The following is an 18,959-nucleotide window of genomic DNA, read 5'->3' as shown; positions in this document are numbered from 1 at the left end:
GGCCGAACTCCCTATGGGGCTGGTCAGTTGGCGGCTTCGAGCTGGGCCGCTTCGAGCTCCTCGGCGGGCACCAGGCCGGGCACCCGCGGCGGCTCGGCCGGCTCCAGGAGCCGGCTCGGGGCGCCGTCCACGCCGACCGGCAGGTCGCCGTCCAGGGTGATCCGGCGGACCAGGCGCGGCTCGTCGCCGTAGTCGGCGACCGCGTAGTGCTGGGTGGCGCGGTTGTCCCAGATCGCCACGTCGCCGACCTGCCAGTCCCAGCGCACGGTGTTCTCCAGGCGCTCGACGTAGCGCTGGAAGAGGTCGATCAGCGCCTTGCTGTCATCGCCGGACAATCCCTGGATCCGCTGTGCGAAGGCGCCCAGCAGGAGGATCCTCTCGCCGGTCACGGGGTGGACCCGGACCACCGGGTGCTCGGTCTTGAACGCGGTGGAGACGAAGACCTCCCGGTAGAGCCGGGCGATCTCGGCGTTGTCGGCCAGCTCGGGGCGCAGGGCGAGGCGGGCGGCGTAGTCGTAGTCGTTGGTGTGGACGGCGCGCAGGCTCTCGGCGAGGGTCTTCAGCGGGGCCGGCAGGTCCTGGTAGGCGGCCGCGGTGTTGGCCCAGACGGTGCTGCCGCCGGCCGAGGGGAGCTCCAGGGCGCGCAGGATCGAGGCCTTGGGGTAGGACGGGACGAAGGTGACGTCGGTGTGCCAGTTGTTGGCGCGCACGCCCTTGGTGGCGTCCAGTTCGAAGATGTAGCGGCCGTCCGCGCTGGGGACGGTCGGGTGGCCGACGGGGTGGCCCAGGAGCCGGGCGAAGGCCTCCTGCCCGGCGTCGTCCAGGTGCTGCTGGCCGCGGAAGAACAGCACCTTGTGGGCGTACAGCGCGGCCTCCAGGGCGGCGACGGTCTCGGCGGGGAGGTCGCCGCCGAGGCGTATGTCGTGCACGATCGCGCCGATCCGGCCGGCGGCGGGGGTGAGGCGGAGGGCGGTCGGGGCGGCGGGGGCGGTGGACGCGGTGGTCATGGCGGGGCCCTTTCGGGGTCGATGACGGTGAGTGACGCGAAGGCGGTGCGTCGCCGGGCGGCCAGGCGACGAGGCGGACGGGCGACGAGGCGGACGGGCAGCCGGGCGGCCGGGCAGGCGGGAACGCACGGCGCGGCGGCGGGGCGTGCGGGAGGACCGGTCCGGGGCTACCGGACGGACGGGAGCGATCGCCGGGAGCGATCGTCGGGAAGGACTCAGAGGGCGAGAGCGCCGCGACAACAGCGGCGCGGGCGGCGGCGGGGAACGGGGCGGACGGCGGTGTGCATCGGCCCTCCTTCCGGCTCGCTGCTCGTGGGCTCTGGGCCCATCGTGCTGAACCGCCCGGCCCGCTGTCAATCGTCATCTCCCCTGGTGGGAGCGGGTGTTGCCGCTTCGTTTCGGCCGCTTGCGGTGGCTTGCGGCCCGTTGCGGCGGATGACGGCGGGATGGCGGGAGTGCTTCGGCCGGGCGTTCGGCCTTGTCCCGGGCGTGCGGGGGTTACTAACTTGCGGAGCGGAAGTAATCCGGGCCGGTGCGGGCGGTGCCCGCACCGGGGCCGAGGCCTGCCCGGACGCGGACCACCCGTGACGTCCGGTCGCCCGAGGGGGCTACTGCCCGAGCAGCCGGGCGAGGTCCAGCCCGAGGCCGCCGAGCACGGGCAGCGCGCCGAGGTCGGTCACTCCGCCGACCGGGATGCTGTAGCCCTGGTTGACCTCGGGGGGTGTGGCGGCGTCGGCGGGGGCCGTGACGGCCGGGGTCAGGACGGCGCCGAGGAGCAGGGCGGCGAGTGCGGTGCGCATGTGACGGGCCTCCGGGACTGATCAACGGTGACGATCCGTCAACCCTCGTGGGGGCCGGGCGGTCACGCATCTTCGCCCCTTCGGTCGCATTGGTAAAGATCCCTGACTTGTGTTCATGACAACACCGAGGAGGTCTGGACCATGCCAAGGAAGAGCGCATACGTTCCCTTCACCGGGTGGGGCGCCGGATCGCTGAACCGCACAGTGGATGCGGCGAGTTCGGCATGTCATGCCCATGATCGCCCGGGCTTCGTCGAACCGGAGGGAACGAACCATGCGTGCCATCGGCAAGAACCTCAGGATCCTCGCGGGCGCCCCGCTCGCGGCCGCCGCCCTCATCGCCCTCACAGCGGGCTCCGCCAGCGCCGCGATACCGCTCAACAAGCCGATGACCGGCAAGGCCACCTACTACACCGACGCCGGCTACGGCGCCTGCGGCACCCAGATCAACGCCGCCACGCAGATGCTGGTCGCCGTCTCGCACACCTGGTGGACGACCGCCAACCCGAACAACGACCCGGTGTGCCAGGGCATTTCGGTCAAGGTGACGTACCAGGGCAAGACCATCACCGTCCCGGTGAAGGACCAGTGTCCCTCGTGCGACTCCACCCACATCGACCTCAGTCAGCCCGCCTTCGCCAAGCTGGCCACGCTGGACAAGGGCGTCATCAACGGCCTCACCTGGCAGTTCGTCAAGACCGGCCTGAACGGCAAGACCGTTGAGCTGTCCGCGCCGATCACCGGCTCCACCATCGGCTGAGGCCGCCTCTGAGGCCCGCCCCCGCCGTCGCGCGGGGGCGGGCTCAGCGCTTCCCGGCGGTCTCCGCGACGCTCTTCATCGCGCTGTTCCCGTCGGTGCTCTCCTACCTGTTCTGGAACCGCGGCGTCCTGGTCGTCGGCGCCGCCCGCGCGGGCGCCTTCATGAACCTCATCACCCTCTTCACGGTCGCCCTCAGCCTCGCGACCGGCGCCACCCTCGACGCCCCGCAGATCACCGGCGGACTGGTGGTGCTCACCGGCGTGGCCATCGCCTCCGTCCGGGGCCCCCCGGGCCCGGCGGCCGTCAGGCAGGGCTTAGCGTGTGAGGCCTCCGGGCTGCGGATGATCCCTGAGATTCGCCGACCTCTCAAGGAACGGAGTGCGGGCAATGGCCGAGCAGCGGATGCTCTACGTCGTGGTGTGTGCGGCGGGAGTCGCGGACGGGGTGGGGGAGTTGATCTCCGCCGCGCAGGGCCGGGGCTGGGACGTGGGCGTGGTGGCGACGCCCAACGCCCTGGGGTTCATCGACGTCGACGCGATCGTGGCGCGGACGGGGCATGTGATCCGTTCGGCCTGGCGGAAGCCGGGGGATCCGCGGCCGTTGCCGGATCCGGACGCGATCGTCGTCGCCCCGGCGACGTTCAACACGATCAACAAGTGGGCCGCCGGGATCTCGGACACCCTCGCGCTCGGGATCCTCTGCGAGTCGTACGGCTGGGGGATCCCGGTGGCCGTGCAGCCGTGCCTCAGCACCGCGCAGGCGGCGCACCCCGCGTACGAGGAGAGCCTGGCGAGGCTGCGACGGATGGGGGTGCGTGTCGCCGACTTCGTCCCCGGGTCGTACAGCTGGACGCGGGCGCTCGACCTGCTCGACGACTGACCTCGACGACTGACAGGGTGACTGATCGACAGTGGCGATCCTGGCAGTGTGAGGGGTGGCCCGCCGTGATCGGCCCGGGTAGCGTCCGGGCAGGTCAGCAAGGGTGCGGGAGGTTCCGGTGGGCGCGGTCAACGGCGAGGTGTCGTTCTGGTACGCGGCGGACGGGGTGCCGGAGCCGGGGCCCGCGCTCCCGGGCGACCGGGACGTCGACGTCTGCATCGTCGGCGGCGGGTACACCGGGCTCTGGACGGCGTACCACCTGAAGAAGGCCGACCCGTCCCTGCGCATCGCCCTCCTCGAACGCCGCTTCTGCGGCTACGGCGCCTCCGGGCGCAACGGCGGCTGGCTGTACAACGGCTTCGCGGGCCGCTCGGCGTTCGCCAGGCGGTACGGCCGCCAGGGCGCGGTGGCGATGCAGCGGGTGATGGACGAGGCGGTGGGGGAGGTCGTCGACACGGCCGCCCGGGAGGGGATCGAGGCCGACATCGTCCGCGGCGGCGTCCTCGAAGTCGCCCGGAGCAGGCCGCAGTTGGAGCGGCTGAAGGAGCACGTCGAGGCCGAGCGGGCCTACGGCGAAGGCCGCATCGAAACGCTGAGCGGCCAGGAGGCCGCCGAGCGGATCGACGTCGCCGGTACCCTCGGCGGTGTCTGGACCGCGTACGGCGCCCGGATCCAGCCCGCGAAGCTCGTCCGAGGGCTGGCCCGCACCGTCCGCCGACTCGGTGTCGAGATCCACGAGTCGACGCCCGTCACCGCGATCCTGCCCGGCACCCCGCGGCGGAGGCCGAGCGCCCTCACCCCGTACGGCACCGTCACCGCCGACCGGGTGCTGCGCGCCACCGAGGGGTTCACCGCCGGGCTGCGCGGCGAGAAGCGGACCTGGTTGCCGATGAACTCCGCGATGATCGCCACCGAACCGCTCCCCGCCGACTTCTGGGCGGGCGCCGGCTGGCAGGGCCGCGAGGTGCTCGGCGACTTCGCGCACGCCTACATGTACGCCCAGCGCACCGCCGACGACCGGATCGCGCTCGGCGGCCGGGGCGTGCCCTACCGGTTCGGCTCCCGCACGGACTCGGACGGCAGCACCCAGGTGGAGACGGTCCGCCAGCTCCGGGAGATCCTCAACCGCTTCTTCCCGGCCGCCGCGCACGCCCGGATCGACCACGCCTGGGCCGGTGTGCTCGGCGTCCCCCGGGACTGGTGCGCCACCGTCGAGCTGGACCGGGCGAGCGGGCTCGGCTGGGCGGGCGGGTACGTCGGCAGCGGGGTGACCACGGCCAACCTGGCCGGCCGCACCCTGTGCGACCTGGTGCTCGGCCGCGACACCGAACTGACCGCGCTGCCCTGGGTGGGCCACACCGTGCGCCGCTGGGAGCCGGAGCCGCTGCGCTGGCTCGGGGTGCACGCGATGTACGCCGCCTACCACGCCGCCGACCGGCAGGAGGCGGCCGGCCGGGCCACCACCTCGCCGATCGCGAAGGCCGCGGACCTGGTCTCGGGGCGCGGTTAGGACGCCTCAGGGCGCGCGCGGTTGGGGCGCCTCAGGGCGCGCGCGGTTGGGGCGCCTCAGGGCGCGGTCGAACGCCGGGGCGCGCCGCCGTGCGCGGCCGCCGCGCGGCGACCACCGTGGAGCCGTGCTGAGGAGAACCCTGCCGGCCCTGTGCCTGACCCTGCTGCTCTGCGCGCCCGCCGGCCGCGCGTCCGCCACGTCGCCGGGCTGGCAGGTGGTCGCCACCGACCAGGCCTCCCGCCGGGTGCTGGTGCTGCCGACCGCCGAGGAGCTGATGGCCCGCCAGGGCCCCGACCGGCTGCCGGTGGCGTGGTCCTGGAGCGCCGACCGGGCCCCCGATCTCGCCGACCTCGCCCCCGAGCGCAGCTGGACCAACCCGGACGAGGCGAAGAGCCGCACCCGGCACGGCCGCCGCTACCTGCTGACCACCGCCTCCGGCGGGCTCGCCGCCGTGGTGGAGACCACCACCGGCCGCACCCGCTGGGCGGCGGACCTCGGCACCGCCGTCAACCCTCACAGCATCGAGCTGCTCCCGGACGGCAACGTCGCGGTCGCCGCGAGCACCGGCGGGTGGGTGCGGCTGTACGCCGCCTCGCAGGGCCCGCGCGCCACCGCCCATGCCGCCTTCCCGCTCCCCGGAGCTCACGGGGTGCACTGGGACGGGCGCAGCGGCCTGCTCTGGGCGCTCGGCGACGGGACGCTGACCGCCCTGAGGGTCGGCGGCACCCCGGCGGCGCCCACCCTGACCGCCGTCCGGAGCACCCCGCTGCCCGACCCGGGCGGCCACGACCTCGAACCCGTCCTGGCCGAGCCCGGCCGGTTCTGGGTGAGCACGCTGAACGGCCTCTGGCGCTACGACCCGGCCGCCGACCGGTTCACCCCCGTCCACCTGGCCGACCCCGCCGCCGAGCGGGACGTGAAGAGCGTCGGCGACGAACCCGGCACCGGTCGGCTGCTCACCGTGACCCCCGATCACACCGCCCCGTGCGACTGGTGCACCTCGGTGATCCGGCTGCACCGTCCGGAGGGCGTACGGACGCTGCGCGGTACGCACCTGTACAAGGCGAGGTGGTGGGGAGGCCGGTAGCAGACTTGGGCCGAACAGTGGCCGATCCCGCCGGGCGGGTCGCGGATTCCACCCGTTCTACGGACGGCGTTCGGCTGATGGGGCATATTGTGTACCCCCGCAAACTACTCCGATGGAAGTCAGTTTCCCGTCATGGTCCGGAATCCATCTGCGGACCCGTGCCGACTGGGATAGCGTCGAGGCGTCGGGGGGTCGACACCGATCGGTGTATTCGAACGCTAGCTACCGGGCCGTAACGGCTCGATTTGGTCCTGGAGAACAAAATGCGGAATTCCCCTGAGGAAAGCCGGTCGGACGCAGTGGACGATCTGCAGCTCGCAGTGGAATCACTGGCCGCCTTCCCCGCCCGGAGCGTGGCCGGCCCGATGGGCATGACCGAGCGGCTGGCGGCGGTCGCCGAACTGTGCCGGTCCGTCGACGCGGTGCTCGACAGCCTCGTCGTCGAGGCCGCCGCGGAGGCCGCCGAGGAGGGCTGGACGGTTGCCCGGATCGCGGCCGAACACTCCGGCTACTACGCCAGGTTGCGGCGCGCGCTGCTCCCCGCCGGGGCCGGTGCCGGGCTGACGCAGCAGTGAGCGCGCTGTACACGGGCGCGCATGTGCTGTCCTGCCCCACCCGCTGGAGCGACGTCGACGAGAACGGGCACATCAACAACGCCCGGCTGGTCGGCTACGTCCAGGAGGGGATTTACGACCTGTTCTGCCACCACGCGACGGCCGTCCGGGAGGCGCTCTTCCCGTCCGGATTCATTATCGCGCGACACGAGATCGATTTCCTGGAACAGCTGTACCACCGGCCCGAACCATTGTCGGTACGACTGACCGTGGAGCGGATCGGGCGCAGTTCGGCACACGTCGAGGTGAATGTCTGCCGGGATCACCTCACCTTTATGCGGGCGCGGACCGTGGTGGTCGCCCGGGACCGGGAATCCGGCCGTTCGCGCTATCTCAGCCAGGACGAGCGGCGCTTTCTCTCGGAGTTTATGTCGGACCCGACGCGCAGCGAGGCCGTGAGTGTTGCCGCGCAGCCGCCCGCTCCGGCGCCGCGGACGCCGGTCCGCCCCGCCGCCGTCCTGGGCGCGCCGCGCCGTCCGCGCAGACGGTGTCAGGCCGCGGCGAGCTGACGGATCCCGGCCGATCGGCGGGCTTCGCCCCGGCCCGGTCGCAGTACGCTGAGCAGCACGGGAACCGGTACGTCCCCCGGCGGTCACCGACCGCGATGGGACCAGCCCCACGGAGCGGCCTCCAGTGAGCATCGCCCGCCGACGGTCCGGCCGATCCCGCCGACCGGAAGGAGGACTCGATGACCATCTCCTGGGAGGACTTCCTCGCCCGTGTCATGGAACGCGGGGAGTACCGGGGCGAGGCGGAGGCGGACCACGCCGCCCGGGTGGTGCTCGCCCTGCTCGGCGAGCACCTGGTGGGCGCCGAGCGGTTCGAACTCGCCGACTCGCTGCCCGGGATGTACGCGACGCTGCTGCGGGACGCGGAGCCGGCCGCCGAGCCGCTGACCGCCGAGCGCTTCGTGACGGCCGTGGTCGGCTGGATCGACGGGGCGACGCCGGCGACCGCGCAGTGGGACATCGGGGCGGTGTTCAGCTCCGTGGCCGACCTCGTCCCGGCGGAGCTGATCGACCGGGTGGTCGAGCAGCTCCCGGACGGCTACGACCTGCTCTTCGGCCACCCCCTGCCCGCCTGAGCCGGCAACCGCCCGCCTGAGCCGGCTGAGCCCGTCGCCGCCCGTCCGTGCCGGTCACCGCCCGCCGGTGGTGGCCCGGAACAGCTCCGCGCCCGGGCCGGTCAACTCGACCGGCCCGGCGCCCGGGCGCAGGTAGGCGGAGGTGCCCGAGGGCAGGTCGAGGTCCGGGTGGCCGGGTGCGCGCAGCCGGGCCCGGCCCGCGACGCAGAGCAGGATCTGCGGGGTGGGCAGTTCGACCCGGCTCGGGGTGTCGCCCGGGCGCAGCCGGGAGAGCCGGAACTCCTCGGCGGGGGAGGGGAATTCGGCCTCTACGCGGTCGATCGGGCGCGCGCCGAGCACATCCGGCTCGGCGGCGCGGAAGGACGTGACCGCCAGCAGGCCGTCCACGTCGACGTGCTTGGCGGTCAGCCCGCAGCGCAGCACGTTGTCCGAGTTGGCCATCAACTCCACGGCCACGCCCCGGAGGTAGGCGTGCGGCACCCCGGCGTCCAGGTACAGCGCCTGCCCGGCGGTGAGCCGCACGTGGTTGAGCAGCAGCGCGGCCAGCAGGCCGGGGTCGCCGGGGTACTCCTCGGCGGCCCGGGCGTAGCCGGCGCAGACCTGGGCGTACGGTCCGCCGCCGGCCGCGGCGCGCCGCAGGGACTCGGTGACGGTGGCGAGTTGGGATGCGTCGTCCTCCAGGGCGCGCCGCAGCAGCTCGGGCAGCACCTCGGCGGCGGGCCGGGAGCGCAGCGCCCGCGCCCAGGGGGCGAGCACGCCGAGGGCGTCCAGCAGCCGGGCGGTCCCGGCGGGCGGGCGGAAACCGCAGAGCGCCTCGAAGTCGCCGAGTGCGCACAGCAGTTCGGGCTTGTGCTCGCGGTCCTTGAACACCCGCTCCGGGGCGTCCAACGGGATTCCCCGGGCCTGCTCGCTCGCGTACCCGGCCGCCGCCTGGGCGCGGGTCGGGTGGACCTGGAGGGAGAGCGCCCGGTCGGCGGCCAGCACCTTGAACAGGAACGGCAGCGCCGGGCCGAACCGCCGTACGGTGTCCGGCCCGAGCAGGCCCTCGGGATCGCCGGCGATCAGCTCGTCGAGCGGCCGGCCGTTCACGAGGGACGGCGCCGAGGGGTGGGCGCCCATCCACAGTTCGGCCTGCGGGGTGCCGTCGGGCTCGGTGCCGGTGAGCGCGGGGATGGCGGTGGGGGAGCCCCAGGCGTAGTGGCGGACCGGGTTGTGGAGCAGGGCGTAGGGCGGCATGCGGGTGGTCTCCGAACGAGGAGGTCAGCGGCAGAGCGCGGCCGCGCCGATCAGCCCGGCGTCGGTGCCGAGTTCGGCGCGGCGCACGTCCAGGCCGCGGAGGTACGAGAGGGCGGCGTAGCGGTCCAGGTGGCGGGCGAGCGGCGCGAACAGCACCTCCCCGGCGGTGGCGACGCCGCCGCCGACCACCACCCGGCCGAGGTCGACCAGGGCGGCCGTGGCGGCGATCCCGGCGGCCAGCGCCTGGGCGGCGCGGTCGAAGGAGGCCAGCGCGACCGGGTCGCCCGCCGCGGCCGAGGCGGCGACGGCGCGGGCGGTGCGGTCCTCGCCGGGCGGCCGCCACCCCTCGGCGAGCGCCCGCCGGGCGATCGCGGGGCCGCTGGCCAGGCCCTCCAGGCAGCCGCGCGAGCCGCACGGGCAGGGCTCGCCGTCCAGGTCGACGGTGATGTGGCCGAGGTGCCCGGCGTTGCCGCTGGGGCCCGGCCGGACGGCGCCGTCGAGCACCAGCCCGGCGCCGACACCGGTGGACACGACCAGGCAGAGCGCGTTGTCGGCGCCCCGGGCCGCGCCCTGCCAGTGCTCGGCGGCGGCCATCGCCACGCCGTCCCCGGCGAGGCGGACGGGCAGCGCGCGGGCGGCCACCGACGGGTGCGCGGCGATCTCGGCGACCAGCGGGAAGCCGCGCCAGCCGGGGATGTTGACCGGGCTGACGGTGCCGCCGGCGAGGTCGACCGGGCCGGCGCTGCCGATCCCGACGGCCGTCACGGCGGCCCAGTCGGCCGTCCCGGCGAGACGGTCCAGCACCCGGTGCACGACCGCCAGCACGGCCGCGCCCGGCTCCCGGGCCGGGGTCGGCAGTTGGAGCCGGTGCAGCATCCGTCCGTCGCCGTCGACCAGCGCCCCGGCGATCTTGGTGCCGCCGATGTCGAGGGCGGCGAACAGGGCGGTTGCGGACACGGTGGACTCCAGAGGGTGGGAGGGGCGGCGCCCCGGCCGCGGGAGGCCGGGGCGCCGCACAGCGTACGGGGACTGACGGCTGAGCGGGTCAGCGGGCCGCGCTGAGCCGCAGGGTCACCAGCTCGAACGGCCGCAGCGCCAGCCGCACCGCGCCGTCCTCCACGGCGACCTCGCCGCGGGTGCCGTCCCAGGGCCGTTCCAGCAGGTCGCAGGGGACGGCGCCGGCCAGCGGGAACGACGTGGTCAGCCGGCCCCGGGCACGGCCGCCGCCCGCCTCGTAGACCCGGACGATCAGGTCGCCGCTGCGGTCGTCGGCCAGCTTGACCGCGCTGACCACCAGCGCCTCGTCGTCCACCTCGACCAGCGGCGCGACCGCCTCCGCGCTGCCGGTGACGCGCCGCTCGGGCAGGCCGATCCGGTAGCCCTCGCGGACGGCGTCGGCGATCGCCGCGCCCGGGACCAGGGCGTGCCGGAAGCGGTGCAGGCCCTGGTCCGTCTTCGGGTCGGGGAAGCGCGGGGCACGCAGCAGCGAGAAGCGGACCGTGGTGGTGGTGCCGCCGTCGCCGTCGCGCACCGTGCGGGTGACGTCGTGGCCGTAGGTGGAGGCCGTGACCAGGGCGACGCCCCAGCCGGGCTCGTCGAGGTGGACGAAGCGGTGGTTGCAGGCCTCGAACTTGGCGGCGTCCCAGCTGGTGTTGGTGTGGGTGGGCCGGTAGAGGTGGCCGAACTGGGTCTCGGCGGCGTAGCGCTCGGTGTGGATGTCCAGCGGGAACGCGGCCTTGAGGAACTTCTCGGTCTCGTGCCAGTCGACCTCGGTGTCGATGTCGAGCCGCCGCTCGCCCACCCGCAGGGTCAGCGTCTGCACCACGGTGGAGGAGCCGAAGGAACGGGCGATCCGCACCGAGGCCGCGTCCGGGGTGCTGGCGGCGGTCAGCGAGTCGACACCGGTCAGGTCGGTGACGGTGTTGCGGTAGAACTGGTCGACGTCCCAGGCGTCCCACATGTTGGGGAAGTCGGGGTGCAGCTGGAGCAGGTTGGCGCGGCCGCCGGGGGCGACGGTCTCCCGGCCGCTCGCGAGCTCGACCAGCGAGGCGACCAGGCCCTCGGCGTCCACCACGACCTCCAGCAGGCCGTTGCGCAGCGTGAAGCCGCCCTCCGGCCGCTCGACGGCCTCGCAGCCGACACCGCTCAGGACGGCCACCGAGGCCCCGCCCGCCGGGACGGCCGAGCGCGCGTGCGGCGCCGAGTTGAACACCAGCTCGCGCCCGCCCCCGGCCTCCCCGGCCAGCGCCCGCTGGGCCGCGCCGATCAGCCCCTCCAGCTCCTCCGCCAGCGCCGCGTACGTCGCCTCGGCCTCGCGGTGCACCCAGGCGATCGAGGAGCCGGGCAGGATGTCGTGGAACTGGTGCAGCAGCACGGTCTTCCAGATCCGGTCCAGCTGCTCGTACGGGTACGCGGCGCCGGTGCGCAACGCGGCGGTGGCACACCAGAGTTCGGCCTCACGCAGCAGGTTCTCGCTGCGCCGGTTGCCCTGCTTGGTCTTCGCCTGGCTGGTGAGGGTCGCCCGGTGCAGCTCCAGGTAGAGCTCGCCGACCCAGACCGGCGGGTTCGGGTACTCGGCCTCGGCCTTGGCGAAGAACTCGGCGGGCTTCTCCCAGCGGACGGTGGCCGAGCCCTCCAGGTCCCTCATCCGGGCCGCCTTGGCGACCATCTCGCGCGTCGTGCCGCCGCCGCCGTCGCCCCAGCCGGTCGGGGCGAGCGAGTGCCGGGCGACCCCCTTGTCCTTGAAGTTCCGTGCCGCGTGGGCGATCTCGCTGCCCTTCATCGAGCAGTTGTAGGTGTCCACGGGCGGGAAGTGGGTGAAGATCCGGGTGCCGTCGATGCCCTCCCAGAGGAAGGTGTGGTGCGGGAACCGGTTGACCTGGCTCCACGAGATCTTCTGCGTCAGCAGCCACTTGGAGCCGGCGTTGCGGATGATCTGCGGCAGGCCGCCGGTGAAGCCGAAGGTGTCCGGCAGCCAGGCCTCGTGGTTCTCGACCCCGAACTCCTCCAGGAAGAACCGCTTGCCGTGCACGAACTGCCGGGCCATCGCCTCCGAGCTCGGCATGTTGGTGTCCGACTCGACCCACATGCCGCCGGCCGGGACGAACCGCCCCTCGGCCACCGCCTTGCGCACCCGGGCGTACACCTCGGGGCGGTGCTCCTTGATCCAGGCGTACTGCTGCGCCTGGGACATGGTGTAGAGGAAGTCCGGCTCGTCCTCCAGCAGCGCGGTCATGTTGGCGGTGGTGCGGGCCACCTTGCGGACGGTCTCGCGCAGCGGCCAGAGCCAGGCGGAGTCGATGTGCGCGTGGCCGATCGCGCTGATCCGGTGCGCGGACGGCACGGCGGGCGCGGCCAGTACCCCGGCCAGCTCCGAACGGGCCGCCGCGGCCGTCCCGTTGACGTCCTGGAGGTCGATCGCGTCGAGCGAGCGCTCGACCGCGCGCAGGACCTCCCAGCGGCGGGGGCCGTCCACCGGCAGCTCGGCCATCAGCTCGCCGAGCACCTCCAGGTCCAGCGACAGCTGCCAGACGGTCTCGTCGAAGACGGCGAGGTCCATCCGGGCCAGCTTGTACTGCGGCCGGTCGCCGGCCGTCTCCTTGTCGCCCAGCTCGGTGGGCAGGAAGGGGTGGTAGTCCAGGATGACCGGGTTGGCGGCCGCCTCGACGTGCAGCTCCACCTGCTCGCCGCCGGCCGCCGGGGCGGCGATCCGCACCCACTGGTTGCGCGGGTTGAGGCCCTTCACCGGGCTGCCGTCCGGGCGGTAGACCAGGCCCTCGCACTGGAAGCCGGGCATGTTGGCGTCGAAGCCGAGGTCGATCAGCGCCTCGACCGTGCGCCCGGCCCACTCCTTCGGCACGGTGCCGGTCACGGTCAGCCAGCTGGTGCTCCAGGGCGCGCCCCAGGCGTCGCCGACCGAGATCGGCACGCGCGGCGTGGCCAGGCCCTCGGCGACCGGGACGGGCTCGCCGGGGGCGGTCCAGATGCCGACCTCCAGCGGGACGGACTCGGGGTAGACCGCCGGGAGGATGCGCTCCTCCAGGACGCGCTTGAGGCGGGACTCGACGAGGGTGCGGTCATCGTGCATGTCGGCAGGCTCCGTTGCGTGCGGGGAACGGTCAGAGGGAACGTACGTCGTCGGGGCGGACCACCTCGGTGATGCCGCGCGCGGCCAGGTGCGCCTGGTCGTCCGCGCGCTCGGCGAGCACGGTGGTGGGGCGGGCGCCGTCCTCGGCGAGGCGCATGAAGGCCTCGTACACCGGGCCGCCGGGCCCGCAGACCGAGCGGTGCGGTGAGGTCGTCTCGTCGCCGGTGGCCACCACCACGGCGGTGGTGCGCGGCTTCGGCGGCCGCCAGGATCGGCGGGCCTCGGCGGCGGCCTCGGCGAGCCGGGCGCCGGCCGGCTTGACCTTCCGGTCGGTGGTCAACAGGCCGAGGCTGTACTCCAGTTCGGGGAAGTCGGCGAGGGAGCGGTCCACGTCGTGCGAGCACCACCAGGTGACGCCCCACAGGTCCGGGCAGTCCAGCGCGGCCTCCACGGTGGCGCCGGTGAACCGGGCCGCGTCCTCGGCGGTGATGTGCGGGGCGGGCGCGCCCACCTCCTGCAACCAGACCGGTCGGGCCGGGTCGTCCGCCCAGGCCTTGGACAGCTCGACCAGGTAGGCGGCGTGCTGGGCGGTGGCGGTGGAGTGGGCCCCGTAGCGCTGGGCGGTGCCGTTGAACACCCAGGAGTGCACGGCGGTGGCGGCGCCGATCCGGGCCGAGTGCCAGGGCGTGAACGGGTGTTCGTCCAGGTACCAGGCGGCGTCGTAGGAGGCGTGCAGGTGCAGCCGGCCCGGCGCGCCCTGCTCGCAGGCGGCGAGCATCCTGCGCAGCCAGGCCTCCGCCTCGGCGGGGGTGATCCGGTCCGGGTCGGGGTGCGGGGCGCCGGAGAACTGGTTGATCTCGTTGCCGAGCGTCATCCCGAGGAAGTTCGGCCGCTCGCGCAGCGCCCCGGCCAGGGTGCGCAGGTAGGCGGCCTGGCCGTCGAGGACCTCGGGGTCGGTGAAGATGTTCCGCCGGTGCCAGGTCTGGGTCCAGGACGGCAGGAAGTCGAAGCTCGACAGGTGGCCCTGCAACCCGTCCACCGCGACGTCCAGCCCGCGCTCGCCGGCCGCGTCCACCAGGGCGGTGAGCTGCTCGACGGCGCGCGGGCGGATCAGGGTGCGGTTGGGCTGGAACAGCGGCCAGAGCGGGAAGACCCGGACGTGGTCCAGGCCGAGGGCGGCGATGGAGTCGAAGTCGGCGCGTACGGCGTCGAGGTCGAAGTCGAGCCAGTGGTGGAACCAGCCGGCGCTGGGGGTGTAGTTGACGCCGAAGCGGGGGGTGGTGGTCACGGGGAGCTTCCTCAACTGGTGTGGGGCGTACGGGCGGTGGACCGCCCGTCGGAAAGGGCTCAGCCCTTGACGGCTCCCTCCTCGACGCCCTTGAAGAAGAAGCGCTGGCAGATGCCGAACACCACGACGATCGGCAGGAAGGCGATCATGGTGCCGGCCGCGATCAGCCGGGGGTTGGCGGAGAAGGTGCCGTTGAGGTACTGGAGCCCGACGGTGAGGGTGTACTTCTGCGGGTCGGTGAGCACGATCAGCGGCCACAGGAAGTCGTCCCAGGCGCCGATGAAGGTGAAGATGACGATCACGCTGAGCATGCCGCGCACGTTCGGCAGGCCGATGTGCCACAGCCGCTGCCAGACGTTGGCGCCGTCGACCAGCGCGGCCTGGTCGAGTTCGACCGGCACGGCGGCGAAGGCGGTGCGCATCAGCAGCACGTTGAGCATGGCGATCGCCCCGGGCAGGGCGACGCCGGCCAGGCTGTCGGCCAGGCCGAGGCCGCGCACCAGCACGTACTGCGAGACGATGGTGACCTCGCCGGGCAGGACCAGGGTGGCGAGGAACAGGCCGAGGACGAGCTTGGCGCCGCGGAAGCGCAGCCGGGCGAGGGCGTAGCCGGCCAGGGTGCAGCCGACCACGTTGCCGGTGATGCAGACGGCGGCCACGATCAGCGAGTTGAGGGCGTAGGTCCACACCGGGATGGTGTCGGCGACGGTGCCGTAGTTGCCGAGCGTGGGCTGGTCGGGCAGGAAGTTCGGGGTGCGGGTGTAGACGTCCTCGGTGGCCCCCTTGAGGGAGGTGGACAGCTGCCACAGGAACGGGCCGATGACCAGGAGGAGCACCAGCACCAGGAGCAGGTAGCGGCCGGCGGTCTGGGTGGGGGAGGGGGTGTTGAAGCCCCTCGCGGCGTTGGCGGGGCGGGTGGTCGCGGGTTCGCGGACGGTGGTCACGGGGTCAGGCCGCCTTCCGGTTCAGCCGCATCAGGAACAGCATCGGTCCGAGGGTGATGACGAACAGCAGCAGGCTGAGCGCCGAGGCGTAGCCCAGATGGCCATTGAAGCCGCGGCTGTACATCTGGATCAGCATCACCACGGACATGTCGCGGCCGCCGGGGCCGCCCTGGCCGTTGGAGAGCACGTACAGCTCGGAGAAGACGCGCAGCGAGCTGACCGAGATGAGGGCGGAGATCAGCACCATGGTCGGGCGCACCCCGGGCAGGGTGATGTGCCAGAACCGGCGTACCGGCCCGGCGCCGTCCACGGCCGCCGCCTCGTGCAGCTCGTGCGGGACGTTGGCGAGCGCGGACAGGTAGATGACCATGTAGTAGCCGAGGCCCTTCCAGACGGTCAGGGCGATCGCGCTGAACAGCAGCAGCCAGCGGTCGGTGAGGAAGGAGACCGGGGAGTCGGTCAGGCCGCTCTGCTGGAGCAGGCCGTTGACCAGGCCCCGGTCGTCCAGTACCCAGCCCCAGATCAGCGCCACCACGACGGCGGAGGCGATCACCGGGGTGTAGAACGCGGTGCGGAAGAAGGTGATGCCCGGGATCCTGCGCTGGACGAGCAGGGCGAGCAGCAGCGGCAGGACGGTCAGCAGGGGGAGGCAGACCAGCATGAAGACGATGCTGTTGAGCAGGGCGTCGGCGAGCTGGTCGTCGTCGAGCAGGCGGCCGTAGTTCTCCAGGCCGGTGAACTGCCCGCCGCCCAGGGGCTTGGCGTTGGTGAAGGACAGGATCACCGTGTTGACGGCCGGCCAGAGGTTGAAGACGGCCAGCCAGAGTATCGCGGGCCCGGCGAGCAGCCAGGGTGTGAACCAACGCCGGTGGGTCATGCGGTTGCCTTCCTGGGGCCTGGGGGTGGTGCGGTTCATTCCCGGGAGCGGCGGGCGGGGGAGACCCGCCGCTTCACCGGTACTTCGCCGGTACGCCGCCGGCACTCCGCGGGTGCGGTGGCGAGGTCGCGGGCGGGGGTCAGCCCTTGAGCAGCTTGTTGCACTGCTCGACGGCCGTGTCCAGCGCCTGCTTGGAGCTGGTCTGGCCGCTGATGGCCAGCGCGAACTGCTGCTTGACGATCGTGCCCATGGCGTCGTCCACCTCGACCGGCTGGATCAGCTTGGCCTTGGCGAGCGAGGTGAAGGCGATCACCTTGGCGTCGCCCGCGTTGGTGCCGTCGCTCTTGCTGAAGAACGGGTCGTCCGCGGAGGCCTTGGTGGACGGGAAGACGCTGGTCAGGTGGGCGAAGGCGGCCTGGTTCTCGGGGCTGGTGACCCACCGGGCCAGGGCGACCGCGGCGGCCGGGTTCTTGGTGTTCTTCGGGATGGACAGGCCCTGGACGTACAGCGGCGGGGTGTCCATCGCGGGGGAGGCGACGACCTTCGGGGCGAGGGTCGGGTTGTCGGTGGCGAGGCTGGTGATGAAGTTGCCGCCGCCGGTGGTCCAGGCCGCCGTGCCGGAGCTGAAGAGCTTGGAGTTGCCGGCGTAGGTGTCGGTCAGCACTCCGTTCGGCATCAGGCCGTCCTTGAAGGCGTCGCGGTACTTGTCGAGCAGCGCGGCGGCCTCGGGGGTGTTGAAGGTGAAGGACTTGCCGTCGTCGGCCATGATCTTCACGCCGATGTTGTAGAGGTCGCCCAGGCCCGGCTTGCGGCTCATCAGGTAGGCCTGGCCGCCGGACTTCTCCTTCATCGTCCGGGCCTGGGCGATCAGCTCGTCCAGGGAGGCCGGGGGCTTCTTCGGGTCCAGCCCGTTCTTCGTGAGGAGGTCCGAGCTCCAGTAGTTCACATCGGTGTTGAGGTACCAGGGGTAGCCGAAGGTGCCCTGGTAGCCGTTGTAGCGGTAGGCCTCCACGCCGCCGGCCACGTACTCGTCGGAGAGCTTGGGGTCGGCCTTGGCGACGTCCAGCAGGACGTCCTTGCGGGCGAGCGGGTAGGCGAAGTCCGGCGGGAGGTTGACCACGTCGGGCAGGGTGCCGGCGGCGGCCTGGCTGAGCACCTTGTCGGAGTAGCCCTCGCCGGGCTGGTCGAGCCACTCGACCTCGACGCCGGGGTACTTCTTCTTGAAGCCGTCGATCACGCCCTGCATGTAGTCGGTGAACTTCGGCTTCAGCGACCAGGTCTGGAGCGAGACCTTGCCCTTGACCTCGCCGGTGGCGGCCGCGCTCGCCACGCTGTCGCTGTTCCTGCTCTCGCCGGATCCGAGTCCGCAGCCGGTCAGGGCCGCGGCGGTGATGGCCGTCGTCGTCAGTGCCGCCCAGATTCTTCGCATGAGGGTCTCCCGGACCTGAGGGTGGGTGGGGGATCGTGCCGAGCTCGGGGGGTTCGCGCGTTCGGGGGTTTGCGTGTTCTTGGGTTGTGCCGGGTTTTAGAACCTGGCTTACTAAACCGGTCTAGCTATGGCAGGGACTATGCTCCCGCCTAAACTTGGATGTCAAGAGAGGAGTCGGATCCTGTGGGCAGACCGACGATCGCCGACATCGCCCGCCAGGCCGGTGTCTCCAAGGGCGCGGTGTCCTTCGCGCTCAACGGCCGCCCGGGTGTCAGCGAGGCGACCAGGGCCCGGATCCTGCGGGTCGCCGAGGAGATGAACTGGCGCCCGCACAGCGCCGCGCGCGCCCTCGGCGGGGCGCGGGCCGACGCCGTCGGCCTGGTGATCGCCCGCCCGGCCCGCACCATCGGCGTCGAGCCGTTCTTCAGCCAACTGCTCTCCGGCCTCCAGGCGGTGCTCTCGGCCAGCTCCGTCGCGCTGCACCTGATGGTGGTCGAGGACACCGCCGCCGAGATCGAGGTCTACCGGCGCTGGGCCTCCGAGCACCGGGTGGACGGCTTCATCCTGGTGGACCTCCAGGTCAGGGACCCGCGACTGCCCGTCCTGGACGAACTCGGGCTGCCCGCGGTCGTGCTGGGCGGGCCCGGCAAGGGCGGCAACCAGCTGCGGATCTGGGCCGACGACCGGGAGGCGATGCTCTCCATCGTCGACTACCTGGCCGCCATCGGGCACCGCCGGATCGCCCACCTGGCCGGGCTGCCGCACTTCCAGCACACCCAGCGGCGGATCCGGGCGCTGCGCGACGCCTCGCGCCGGCTCGGGCTGGAGGAGGCGGTGTCGGTGCCCACCGACTTCAGCGACGCCGAGGGCGCGGCGGCCACCCGTACGCTGCTCTCCCGGCCCAGGAGGCCCACCGCGATCGTCTACGACAGCGACGTGATGGCCGTCGCCGGGCTCGGGGTGGCGGGGGAGATGGGCGTCGCGGTGCCGGGCGAGCTGTCCATCGTCTCCTTCGACGACTCGGTGCTCGCCCGGATCGTGCACCCGCCGCTGACCGCGCTGAGCCGGGACACCTTCGCGCTCGGCGAGCAGGTCGCGCACAGCCTGCTGGAGGCGCTGGACGAGGCCGGGCCGGGGCGCGACCTGCAGATGCCCACGCCCCGGCTGACCGTACGGGAGTCCACCTCACCGCCCCCGGCTGGTTGAGTTTCGTTGCCGCGGTTCGCCCGGGTGGGTGATTGCTGCGCGGATCGTTGACAGTGCTTCTGAACCGGTTTAGCCTCGCAGCGCCGAGCGGCTCCCGTTCGGCGCGCTTCGCCGCCCCCACCCGGCCTCGCCGACCCGCCGCCGCGCGGCG

At 73.1% G+C, this 18,959-nt stretch carries 17 protein-coding genes and 1 pseudogene; 9 read left to right on the top strand and 9 right to left on the bottom strand.

Translation table 11 applies throughout. The features are described 5' to 3' along the window. Positions 1–23: 23 nt before the first annotated feature. Together RZ50_RS22775 and RZ50_RS22770 are read right to left on the bottom strand one after the other, a co-directional pair. Positions 24–1,007: a TauD/TfdA family dioxygenase gene (locus tag RZ50_RS22775; RefSeq protein WP_196947164.1), complete on the bottom strand. Its 984-nt coding sequence runs from the start codon at positions 1,005–1,007 to the stop codon at positions 24–26. 608 nt (positions 1,008–1,615) lie between these two features. Further along, complete coding sequence (locus RZ50_RS22770; RefSeq protein WP_196947163.1) at positions 1,616–1,807, bottom strand: hypothetical protein; 192 nt, start codon at positions 1,805–1,807, stop codon at positions 1,616–1,618. A 274-nt stretch (positions 1,808–2,081) separates the two neighbouring features. Between RZ50_RS22770 and RZ50_RS22765 the strand changes: the two genes are divergently transcribed. The 8 genes and pseudogenes from RZ50_RS22765 (at position 2,082) to RZ50_RS22730 (ending at position 7,741) form a co-directional block, all read left to right on the top strand. Further along, a complete protein-coding gene (locus RZ50_RS22765) occupies positions 2,082–2,567 on the top strand; it encodes a cysteine/serine endopeptidase inhibitor (protein WP_196947162.1) in 486 nt (161 codons plus the stop codon). Next, positions 2,564–2,830 (top strand): annotated as a pseudogene (locus RZ50_RS30355) (EamA family transporter); the annotation flags it as partial. The gene RZ50_RS22765 and the pseudogene RZ50_RS30355, both read left to right, overlap by 4 nt. Before the next feature lie 124 nt (positions 2,831–2,954). Next, positions 2,955–3,446: a flavoprotein gene (locus RZ50_RS22755; RefSeq protein WP_196947161.1), complete on the top strand. Its 492-nt coding sequence runs from the start codon at positions 2,955–2,957 to the stop codon at positions 3,444–3,446. 118 nt (positions 3,447–3,564) lie between these two features. Then, the gene (locus RZ50_RS22750) at positions 3,565–4,956 is read left to right on the top strand and encodes an FAD-binding oxidoreductase (protein WP_196947160.1); all 1,392 of its coding nucleotides are present in this window, start codon (positions 3,565–3,567) and stop codon (positions 4,954–4,956) included. A gap of 124 nt (positions 4,957–5,080) precedes the next feature. After that, on the top strand, positions 5,081–6,043 hold the full coding sequence (locus RZ50_RS22745) for a DUF6528 family protein (protein ID WP_196947159.1): 963 nt from the start codon (positions 5,081–5,083) through the stop codon (positions 6,041–6,043). A gap of 299 nt (positions 6,044–6,342) precedes the next feature. Beyond that, positions 6,343–6,618 carry a hypothetical protein gene (locus RZ50_RS22740; protein ID WP_196947158.1) on the top strand — a complete coding sequence of 92 codons (276 nt, stop codon included), beginning with the start codon at positions 6,343–6,345 and terminating at the stop codon, positions 6,616–6,618. Next, complete coding sequence (locus RZ50_RS22735) at positions 6,615–7,166, top strand: thioesterase family protein (RefSeq protein ID WP_196947157.1); 552 nt, start codon at positions 6,615–6,617, stop codon at positions 7,164–7,166. The genes RZ50_RS22740 and RZ50_RS22735 overlap by 4 nt, the downstream gene beginning before the upstream one ends. A 179-nt stretch (positions 7,167–7,345) precedes the next feature. Further along, positions 7,346–7,741 (top strand): DUF2267 domain-containing protein, encoded by a 396-nt coding sequence (locus RZ50_RS22730; protein ID WP_196947156.1) that lies wholly within the window; start codon positions 7,346–7,348, stop codon positions 7,739–7,741. 54 nt (positions 7,742–7,795) lie between these two features. Here the strand turns inward: RZ50_RS22730 and manA are convergent, their stop codons facing one another. The 7 genes from manA to RZ50_RS22695 form a co-directional block, all read right to left on the bottom strand. Continuing rightward, positions 7,796–8,977, bottom strand: coding sequence for a mannose-6-phosphate isomerase, class I (gene manA / locus RZ50_RS22725; RefSeq protein WP_196947155.1), 1,182 nt, complete (start codon positions 8,975–8,977; stop codon positions 7,796–7,798). A 24-nt stretch (positions 8,978–9,001) separates the two neighbouring features. Then, on the bottom strand, positions 9,002–9,934 hold the full coding sequence (locus RZ50_RS22720; protein ID WP_217680795.1) for an ROK family protein: 933 nt from the start codon (positions 9,932–9,934) through the stop codon (positions 9,002–9,004). 88 nt (positions 9,935–10,022) lie between these two features. Continuing rightward, the gene (locus RZ50_RS22715; protein WP_217680794.1) at positions 10,023–13,064 is read right to left on the bottom strand and encodes a glycoside hydrolase family 38 C-terminal domain-containing protein; all 3,042 of its coding nucleotides are present in this window, start codon (positions 13,062–13,064) and stop codon (positions 10,023–10,025) included. A gap of 31 nt (positions 13,065–13,095) precedes the next feature. Then, positions 13,096–14,352 carry a glycosyl hydrolase gene (locus RZ50_RS22710; protein ID WP_217680793.1) on the bottom strand — a complete coding sequence of 419 codons (1,257 nt, stop codon included), beginning with the start codon at positions 14,350–14,352 and terminating at the stop codon, positions 13,096–13,098. Between the two features lie 59 nt (positions 14,353–14,411). After that, the gene (locus RZ50_RS22705; protein ID WP_217680792.1) at positions 14,412–15,296 is read right to left on the bottom strand and encodes a carbohydrate ABC transporter permease; all 885 of its coding nucleotides are present in this window, start codon (positions 15,294–15,296) and stop codon (positions 14,412–14,414) included. Positions 15,297–15,300: 4 nt separating this feature from the next. Further along, positions 15,301–16,173, bottom strand: coding sequence for a carbohydrate ABC transporter permease (locus RZ50_RS22700; protein ID WP_217680791.1), 873 nt, complete (start codon positions 16,171–16,173; stop codon positions 15,301–15,303). Between the two features lie 139 nt (positions 16,174–16,312). Then, positions 16,313–17,602 carry an ABC transporter substrate-binding protein gene (locus tag RZ50_RS22695; RefSeq protein WP_217680790.1) on the bottom strand — a complete coding sequence of 430 codons (1,290 nt, stop codon included), beginning with the start codon at positions 17,600–17,602 and terminating at the stop codon, positions 16,313–16,315. Positions 17,603–17,785: 183 nt separating this feature from the next. Between RZ50_RS22695 and RZ50_RS22690 the strand changes: the two genes are divergently transcribed. Then, on the top strand, positions 17,786–18,808 hold the full coding sequence (locus RZ50_RS22690; protein ID WP_308272070.1) for a LacI family DNA-binding transcriptional regulator: 1,023 nt from the start codon (positions 17,786–17,788) through the stop codon (positions 18,806–18,808). Positions 18,809–18,959: the final 151 nt, after the last annotated feature.

Origin of the sequence: Kitasatospora sp. SUK 42 (genome assembly GCF_015776785.2) — a bacterium.
Lineage (GTDB): Bacteria > Actinomycetota > Actinomycetes > Streptomycetales > Streptomycetaceae > Kitasatospora.
This window is presented reverse-complemented; position numbering and strand designations above follow the sequence as displayed.

Excerpts from the sequence above, each read along its gene's own strand:
- RZ50_RS22775 (WP_196947164.1), bottom strand. The coding sequence starts at position 1,007 with ATGACCACCGCGTCCACCGCCCCCGCCGCCCCGACCGCCCTCCGCCTC.
- RZ50_RS22770 (WP_196947163.1), bottom strand. The coding sequence starts at position 1,807 with ATGCGCACCGCACTCGCCGCCCTGCTCCTCGGCGCCGTCCTGACCCCG.
- RZ50_RS22765 (WP_196947162.1), top strand. The coding sequence starts at position 2,082 with ATGCGTGCCATCGGCAAGAACCTCAGGATCCTCGCGGGCGCCCCGCTC.
- RZ50_RS22755 (WP_196947161.1), top strand. The coding sequence starts at position 2,955 with ATGGCCGAGCAGCGGATGCTCTACGTCGTGGTGTGTGCGGCGGGAGTC.
- RZ50_RS22730 (WP_196947156.1), top strand. The coding sequence starts at position 7,346 with ATGACCATCTCCTGGGAGGACTTCCTCGCCCGTGTCATGGAACGCGGG.
- manA (WP_196947155.1), bottom strand. The coding sequence starts at position 8,977 with ATGCCGCCCTACGCCCTGCTCCACAACCCGGTCCGCCACTACGCCTGG.
- RZ50_RS22715 (WP_217680794.1), bottom strand. The coding sequence starts at position 13,064 with ATGCACGATGACCGCACCCTCGTCGAGTCCCGCCTCAAGCGCGTCCTG.
- RZ50_RS22700 (WP_217680791.1), bottom strand. The coding sequence starts at position 16,173 with ATGACCCACCGGCGTTGGTTCACACCCTGGCTGCTCGCCGGGCCCGCG.
- RZ50_RS22695 (WP_217680790.1), bottom strand. The coding sequence starts at position 17,602 with ATGCGAAGAATCTGGGCGGCACTGACGACGACGGCCATCACCGCCGCG.